Annotated in this window: 8 protein-coding genes, 1 tRNA gene and 1 pseudogene; 5 read left to right on the top strand and 5 right to left on the bottom strand. The window is 57.6% G+C overall.

The genetic code is table 11. The features are described from left to right. Positions 1–299, bottom strand: a 299-nt coding sequence (hspQ, locus tag VZP09_RS05085) for a heat shock protein HspQ (protein WP_102016994.1), incomplete at its 3' end; no start/stop codon positions are given. A 59-nt stretch (positions 300–358) separates the two neighbouring features. Further along, the gene (gene rlmI / locus VZP09_RS05090; protein ID WP_004141630.1) at positions 359–1,561 is read right to left on the bottom strand and encodes a 23S rRNA (cytosine(1962)-C(5))-methyltransferase RlmI; all 1,203 of its coding nucleotides are present in this window, start codon (positions 1,559–1,561) and stop codon (positions 359–361) included. A 190-nt stretch (positions 1,562–1,751) separates the two neighbouring features. On the opposite strand from rlmI, the gene VZP09_RS05095 reads away from it, so the two are divergent. From VZP09_RS05095 to yccX, 3 genes are read left to right on the top strand one after another with little or no spacing between them, the layout of a single operon-like run. Continuing rightward, positions 1,752–2,306, top strand: a complete 555-nt coding sequence (locus VZP09_RS05095) for a YbhB/YbcL family Raf kinase inhibitor-like protein (RefSeq protein ID WP_004210995.1) — start codon at positions 1,752–1,754, stop codon at positions 2,304–2,306. A gap of 17 nt (positions 2,307–2,323) precedes the next feature. Further along, positions 2,324–3,112, top strand: coding sequence for an AraC family transcriptional regulator (locus VZP09_RS05100; protein ID WP_004183586.1), 789 nt, complete (start codon positions 2,324–2,326; stop codon positions 3,110–3,112). Between the two features lie 48 nt (positions 3,113–3,160). Next, entirely contained in the window at positions 3,161–3,442 is a 282-nt protein-coding gene (yccX, locus tag VZP09_RS05105) for an acylphosphatase (RefSeq protein ID WP_004150835.1), read from the top strand. Here the strand turns inward: yccX and tusE are convergent. Beyond that, positions 3,439–3,768 carry a sulfurtransferase TusE gene (gene tusE, locus VZP09_RS05110; protein ID WP_002898457.1) on the bottom strand — a complete coding sequence of 110 codons (330 nt, stop codon included), beginning with the start codon at positions 3,766–3,768 and terminating at the stop codon, positions 3,439–3,441. The genes yccX and tusE overlap by 4 nt on opposite strands. Before the next feature lie 88 nt (positions 3,769–3,856). After that, positions 3,857–4,516, bottom strand: a complete 660-nt coding sequence (gene yccA / locus VZP09_RS05115) for an FtsH protease modulator YccA (RefSeq protein WP_002898458.1) — start codon at positions 4,514–4,516, stop codon at positions 3,857–3,859. Between the two features lie 269 nt (positions 4,517–4,785). On the opposite strand from yccA, the gene VZP09_RS05120 reads away from it, so the two are divergent. After that, positions 4,786–6,438 (top strand): ABC transporter substrate-binding protein, encoded by a 1,653-nt coding sequence (locus VZP09_RS05120; protein ID WP_328794938.1) that lies wholly within the window; start codon positions 4,786–4,788, stop codon positions 6,436–6,438. Positions 6,439–6,557: 119 nt separating this feature from the next. Further along, positions 6,558–6,645, top strand: a tRNA-Ser gene (locus VZP09_RS05125). Positions 6,646–6,794: 149 nt separating this feature from the next. Here VZP09_RS05125 and VZP09_RS05130 read toward each other — a convergent pair. Further along, positions 6,795–7,472: pseudogene (locus VZP09_RS05130) on the bottom strand (EAL domain-containing protein); the annotation flags it as partial.

Consider the following 7,472-nt stretch of genomic DNA (forward strand, 5'->3'; position numbering starts at 1 on the left):
GCCTGCAGCTGCTGACGAATCGTTTTGGCCAGTTCGTCAAGGGACGGCTGTTCCGGGTGTTCGTCGCGGGTTTCGCTGCTCAGCTGCGCTTCTGCCAGATAGGTGTGGATCGGCTGACCATCATCATCTTCCATCACCACATGGTACCAGGGCGCCGCACGCAGTTCGTCATTGGCGGCAATCTCATCCTCTTCCGGTTCCGCGAGTGAATACTCGGGATCGACATCGACGATGACACCCAGGTAGCCCAAGAGCGTATGGCGGACCTGTTGGCCGATACCGAATTTGCTGGCTATCATAGGCACCTCCTGGGAAACATGAATACTCCCTATATGAGGCTCATGTTTCGTTTTTCAAGTTACATGACGCGACAGGCAAACCCCTTCAGATACAGCCCTTCCGGGTAGGTTGCGATCACCGGGTGGTCGGCAGCCTGACGGAACTGTTCTATAAATTGTACATCACGCCCGGCATCAATTGCGGCATCGGCGATGATTTTCTGAAATAAATCGGTGGTCATCAGCCCGGAGCAGGAGAATGTCAGCAGCACGCCGCCGGGGTTCAGCAGCTGGATCGCCAGCATATTGATATCTTTATAGCCGCGGCAGGCGCCCATCAGCTGGCTTTTATTTTCCACGAACTTCGGCGGATCCATCACGATCACGTCGAATTTCTCTCCCTGATCGCGGTATTTACGCAGCAGTTTGAACACGTCGTCGCGCACAAACTCCGCTTTGGACAGATCCAGTCCGTTGATCTCCACGTTCTGGCGGGCAACGTCGAGCGCCTCCTGAGAGGTATCCACGCTGGTGACCTGGCGGCAGCCGCCCATCAGCGCCGACACCGCAAAGCCGCCGGTGTAGGAGAAGCAGTTCAGCACCCGTTTATCCGCGACATAGCGGCGGGTGGCCAGGCGGCTGTCGCGCTGGTCGAGGTAGTAGCCGGTCTTGTGCCCGCCCTGGATATCGACTAACAGCTTCATGCCGTGCTCGGTGATCGGCAGCAGCGCCGGGGGCAGTTCGCCCACCACCGGCCCCTGGGCCAGCTCCAGTCCCTCTTTTTTACGCACGGCGACATCGCTGCGATCGTAAATGGCGCAGTCCGGGAACAGGTTCTGCAGGGCGCTGATGATGGCGGCGCGCTGGTATTCGGCGCCTGCGCTGAGCAGCTGCAGCACGAAAAAGTTGCCAAAGCGGTCGATAGTGACGCCCGGCAGGCCATCGGACTCGCCGGCGATCAGGCGGTAGCTGTCGAGGCCATCGCGCTCGGCCAGCCAGGCACGCCAGGTTTGCGCCTGCTGCAGACGGCGTTCAAAGAAGGCGCTATCGATGGCTTCATTGCGGTCGAAGGTCCACACGCGGGCGCGGATCTGCGACGACGGCGAGTAAGCGCCGCGGGCCAGCCATTTTCCCTGATGGTCAACGATATCGATGGTTTCACCGCTGCGGGCTTTACCTTCCATGCGGGCGACGCCGCCGGAGAATATCCACGGATGGCGACGCAGCAGGGATTTCTCGCGTCCTTTGGCTAACACTAAGCGGGGGAATAGGGAATCTGTCATGGGGCTACCTTTAAGCAACGGGAATGTCGGCACCGAAAAATGGCGCGTAGATTAGCACACCTGGCGCACGCAAGCATCTTTCGCCCGGCAGGCACAGGTGAGCGTTTCGGCACAAAATGCAGGCGCTTCGGCACATTCAGCTGGTGCGGACTCTCATACCCTGTTTTCTCACCCCAACGAGGAGCAGACGATGAAAACAGGTATCCGCATGGCTGTGGCGATGGTAGCGGCTGTGAGCAGCGGCGCGATGGCCGCGCCGTTTAGCGTAAGCAGCAATGATATGCGTGACGGGCAGCCACTGGCCCAGCAGCACTGGTTTGCCGGTTTCGGCTGTACCGGAGGCAATGTCTCTCCGCAGCTGGCATGGAAAAACGCCCCGGCGGGTACGCGCAGCTTCGCGGTCACCGTCCGGGATCCCGATGCGCCTACCGGCAGCGGCTGGTGGCACTGGACGGTGGTCAATATCGCCAGCAGCGTCTTTTCGCTGCCCGCTGGCGCGGGAGATAAAAACAGCGCTACACTGCCGGGCGGAGCGGTCCAGGGCCGCAACGATTTTGGCTATGCCGGCTTCGGCGGCGCCTGTCCGCCGGCGGGAGATAAACCGCACCGCTATCGCTTTACGGTATGGGCGCTGGATGTCCCCACGCTGCCGGTGGATGCCGGGGCCAGCGGGGCGCTGGTCGGCTATCTGTTACATAGCCATGCTCTCGCCAGCGCACAGTTGACGGCGATGGCCGGGCGTTAAAATAAAAGGTCGGTCTGATGGAGAGTATCCACTTTCAGCATAACGCCTTAACCGCGGCGGAGATCACCACCCGACGGCTATGCAGACTGCATCGCGTGCGGCTGTTCTCCCCGGCGCTCTGTCGGGTGAAACGCGGCAGCAAAGTGATTGTGCAAGGGGAGAGCCGGGTGCTGGCGACTCCGCAACAGCTGATTGTTTTGCCAGCTGACGTGGAACTGGAGGTGATTAACCAGCCGGAGAATGGCCTATTTTGCTCCGATCTGCTATCGCTGACGCCCGAGCTGCTGACGAGGTTTAAGACTCGTTATCTCAGCGAACCACCGCCAGGGCGCCTGACCTCGCTCTGCGCACCGGTGACGACAGAGCTGGCGTTTATGTGGCAAAGCGTTCTGCAGGCGGTGCGGGAGGGATTGTCCGTCGCGCTGCAGCAGCACCAGACCATGGGGCTGCTGCTGGCCCTGCATGAGGCTGGCTATGCGGGCCCGCTGCTCGTCGAGCGGCAGCAGGATCTGTCGGCGCAGGTGCGGCAGCTGATTATGCTGTCGCCGGCGCAGGCATGGAGCGTGTCGCGGGTGGCGAAAATGCTCTTTCTCGGCGAGTCCACGCTGCGCCGTCGGCTGCAGCAGGAATCGCAGAGTTTTCGCCAGATCGTCGAGGAGGTGCGGATGGCCCACGCCCTGGGGCAGCTGCAGACGACCTCGCGGCCAATAGGCGAAATTGCGCAGAACAGCGGATATCAGTCGGGATCGCGCTTTACCGCGCGCTTCCGTCAGCATTATGGTTTACTGCCGAAGCATGTACGCTGAGCGAATTTGCTATCCTCAGCGTATAGCGTGAGCGAAAAGGAGATGATTATGGCCAGTATCTGCACAATGGCATGGGTTTACGGTTCGGTTCAGGGCGTGGGATTTCGCTATTCCACGCAGCGGGAAGCGCTGCAGCTGGGGGTGACCGGTTATGCCCGTAATCTGGATGACGGCGGGGTGGAAGTGCTTGCCTGCGGCGAGGCGGAGCAGGTGGAAAAACTCATCGCCTGGCTTAAAGCCGGGGGGCCGCGCAGCGCGCGGGTTGACCGAGTGTTAACCGAACCCCATCAACCCACCCGCAGCTGGGACAAATTCGCGATCCTCTATTAGATGCACTTCACCGGCTTCGGCAAGCCGGCGATTTTAGTCGCCTGTTTGGCGGGTCCTTTCGGGAACAGGCGATAGAGATAGCGGCTGTTGCCTTTCTCTTCGCCAAACTTGTTGGCCATCGCCTTGACCAGCATACGGATCGCCGGAGAGGTGTTAAATTCAAGGTAAAACTCGCGCACAAAGCGCACTACTTCCCAGTGTTCAACGGCGAGCGTTATCCCTTCCTGCGCGGCAATGACTTCCGCCATCGCCTCGCTCCACTGGGTGGTATCTTTCAGATAGCCTTCGCTATCCGTTTCAATTTCGTTGCCTTCAAAAATAAACATGATTTTTCACATACCGCCTGAAACTGGCCGCAGTGTAGCAAAAAAAAAGGCCCCGCATAAGCGAGGCCTCTGTTAAGCAGGGGAGCGGTTAGTCCCGGCTGGCGAAGCCCAGGATGCTCAGCAGGCTGACAAAAATGTTGTACAGCGAGACATACAGACTGACCGTCGCGCGGATATAGTTGGTTTCACCGCCGCGGATAATGTTGCTGGTCTCGAACAGGATGGCACCCGAAGAGATCAGGATGAACACCGCGCTAATCGCCAGGTGCAGCGCCGGCAGCTGCAGGAACAGGTTAGCGACCATACCAATCAGGACGACCACCACGCCGGCCATCAGCATCCCGCCAAGGAATGACATGTCTTTACGCGTCGTCAGCACATAGGCCGAGCAGCAGAAGAAGACCAGCGCCGTGCCGCCCAGCGCCAGGCCGATTAAATCGCCCATGCCGGCAGAAAGATACGCGTTCAGCATCGGCCCAAGGATATAGCCGAGGAACCCGGTGAAGGCGAAGGCGGAAATAATCCCGGTGGGTTTATTCGCCGTTTTGTAGGTCAGGAACATCAGACCGTACATCCCCACGAGGGTCAAAATGAGACCCGGCGAAGGGAGCATCAGCACTGTGCTGGCGGTGGCGGTGATAGCGGAAAACGCCAGCGTCAGGCTGAGCAGGAAGTAGGTGTTACGCAGAACCTTGTGCGTGCTGAGCAGCGAGGAACGGTCACGCGATGATGTAATTATGCGATCCATGAGTCACTCTCTTATGACAGATGTAATTAGGGATAAAGAATAAGAAAAACAAGCGTGAAGCCCTAATGCTTTTACCCATCTTTACTTAGTTTTTACCGCTTTTGCCTGGCATAAAATTCTATATAGATAGGGAAAAGCGATATATTTTCGCTTTTCGCGTCGCTGAGCCGATCGAAATCTTATAGGTCACTGAAAAATATTGCCTTATTGCAGTTCTGCGACTAAGTGTGGAAGAGGGGGATTACCCCGTACGTCAAAGGCAAAGGGAAATGACATTACACAAAAAAAATCACATCACCCGAACACTCCTGGCTGTCAGTATGCTGGCTATGAGCGGCGGGGCGCTGGAGGCGCAGGTGCCGCCGGGCACCCAGCTGGCGGAAAAGCAGGAGCTGGTCAGAAATAACGGCAGTGAACCGGCGTCACTCGATCCGCATAAAGTCGAGAGCGATGTTGAATTCAATATCATTAGCGATCNCTTTGAAGGGCTGGTTAACGTGTCGCCAGCGGGAGCGATCCAGCCGCGACTGGCGGAACGCTGGGAAAACAAAGACAACCTGTTATGGACCTTTCATTTACGCCCCGGTCTGACCTGGTCCGACGGCACGGCCATTACAGCGCAGGATATCGTCTGGAGCTGGCAACGACTGGTCTCGCCGGCAACAGCCTCCCCCTACGCGAGCTACCCTGGCAATATGCATATCGCCAACGCCCGCGAGATTGCCCTCGGGCAAAAGGGACCCGAGACGTTGGGGGTGAAAGCGCTGAACGACACCACGCTGCAGGTCACTCTGACCCAGCCGAATGCCGCCTTCCTGGCGATGCTGGCGCACCCTTCGCTGGTACCGATCGACAAAGTGCTGGTGGAGCGGTATGCCGATAAATGGACCCGACCAGAGCATATCGTCACCAGCGGCCCGTATAAGCTGTCCCAATGGGTGGTGAATGAGCGGCTGGTGGCTGAACGTAATGCAAAGTACTGGGATAATGCGCATACCGTTATTAATAAAGTGACTTACCTGCCAATCTCTTCGGAGGCCGCCGATGTCAACCGCTACAAAGCAGGGGAGATTGATATTGTCTATACGGTGCCGATCAATCAGTTTGCGCAGTTGCAGAAAACCATGGGCGACCAGCTGGACGTTTCGCCGCAGCTGGCGACCTATTACTACGAATTCAATACTACCCGGCCGCCGTTTAACGACGCCCGTGTGCGTCGCGCGCTGAATATGGCGCTTGATAAAGATATCATTGCCGGAAAAGTGCTTGGCCAGGGCCAGCGCCCGGCCTGGCTGATCGGTCAGCCGGATATCGGCGGCGTGACGCTGCATAACCCGGACTACGCCAGCTGGCCGCGTGAGAAACGGATTGCCGAGGCGAAAAAACTGCTGGCGCAGGCGGGGTATGATGAAAGCCATCCGCTGGTCTTTACCCTGCTCTATAACACCTCTGAGTCGCACCAGCGTATCGCCATTGCCGCCAGCTCTATGTGGAAGAAAAACCTCGGCGTCGAGGCGAAGCTACAGAACCAAGAGTGGAAGACGATGCTGGATACCATGCATACGCATAACTTCGACGCCGTCCGCTACGCGTGGATTGCCGACTACGACGATGCCGCCACCTTCCTCAATACTTTCCGTACCGGGGATAGCGAGAACACCAGTCAGTACAGCAACCCTGCTTACGATGAGGCCCTGCGCAATGCGGCGAAAGCCTCCGACGTGGCGACCCGGGGCAAATACTATCAGCAGGCGGAAGATCTGCTGGCGCAGGATGTTCCCGCCATTCCGGTCTATCACTATGTACGTACCCATCTGGTGAAACCTTGGGTAGGGGGCTTCACGCCGGATAAGCTGGGGTATTACTACACCAAAGACATGTACATTAAAAAACACCCATCCGCCAGCGGCGATGGGCGTTGATTTTCTGTGCAAACTGCCTGAAATTCAGACGAATAACACAAAATTGTTTGTTTTTAAGGCAGTTGATCAAAATGATGCTTTACAGCATCCGCCGAGGTGTTTATAGTGCGCCTCACACCGGAAGTGTGGCCGAGCGGTTGAAGGCACCGGTCTTGAAAACCGGCGACCCGAAAGGGTTCCAGAGTTCGAATCTCTGCGCTTCCGCCATATAAAAGAAGGGGTTACCGAAAGGTAACCCCTTATTGCTTTGTCCGGTCGGTCGTGCATGACCCGGACAGCGACCGACGACGTTTTCATTCCCACAGCGCTGACGGATACATAGCCCGTCGCATGGCAGGACTTTTCACAACGCCCGCTTATTCTTCGACAATCCGCGCCTTCGGTTTGCTCAGCAGGAGCATGACCAGCGCGACGTAGGGCATCGGCTTTCAGAAATAGTAGCCCTGCAGCAGATGAATATTCTGGCGATTAAGATAATCCCGTTGGGCCTCGGTTTCGACGCCCTCGGCAATGATGCGCAGTGACAGCGTCCGCGCCATCTCTATCACGCAGTCCAGCAGCTTGCTTGTCGGCGCCTCCCCGGTTACCCGGCCGACAAAACTCTGATCGATTTTGATATAGTCGAAAACCAGCTCGTGGCGACAGGAAAGCCCGGAATAGCCGGTGCCAAAGTTGTCCAGCGCGATGGAAAACCCGCGGGAGTGTAACGTATTGAGCTTGTCCACAACCGCCCCGTTGAGCAACAGCGGCTCCTGCTCCGTGATCTCCAGCATCAGCTTCACCGCTTTACCCTCAAAGCCGCGCTGATAGTGCAGGCAGTCATCGATAAACGTCGGCGCGTTAATATGTGACACGCTGATATTCAGGCCAATATGAAACCCATCCGGTAGTTTACTAAAGAGTGGTCTCATCTGCGCGTTGACCTGCGCCATCAGGCTGCGGGTCAGGGGAATAATTAAGCCGGTACGTTCGGCCAGCGGAATAAATTCCGTGGGCGAGCGCGCTGGCGTCGTGCTGTTTTGCCAGCGGGCGAG

The organism is Klebsiella sp. EMBS2024 (assembly GCF_036233805.1).
In the GTDB taxonomy this organism is placed as follows: Bacteria; Pseudomonadota; Gammaproteobacteria; order Enterobacterales; family Enterobacteriaceae; genus Klebsiella; species Klebsiella pneumoniae.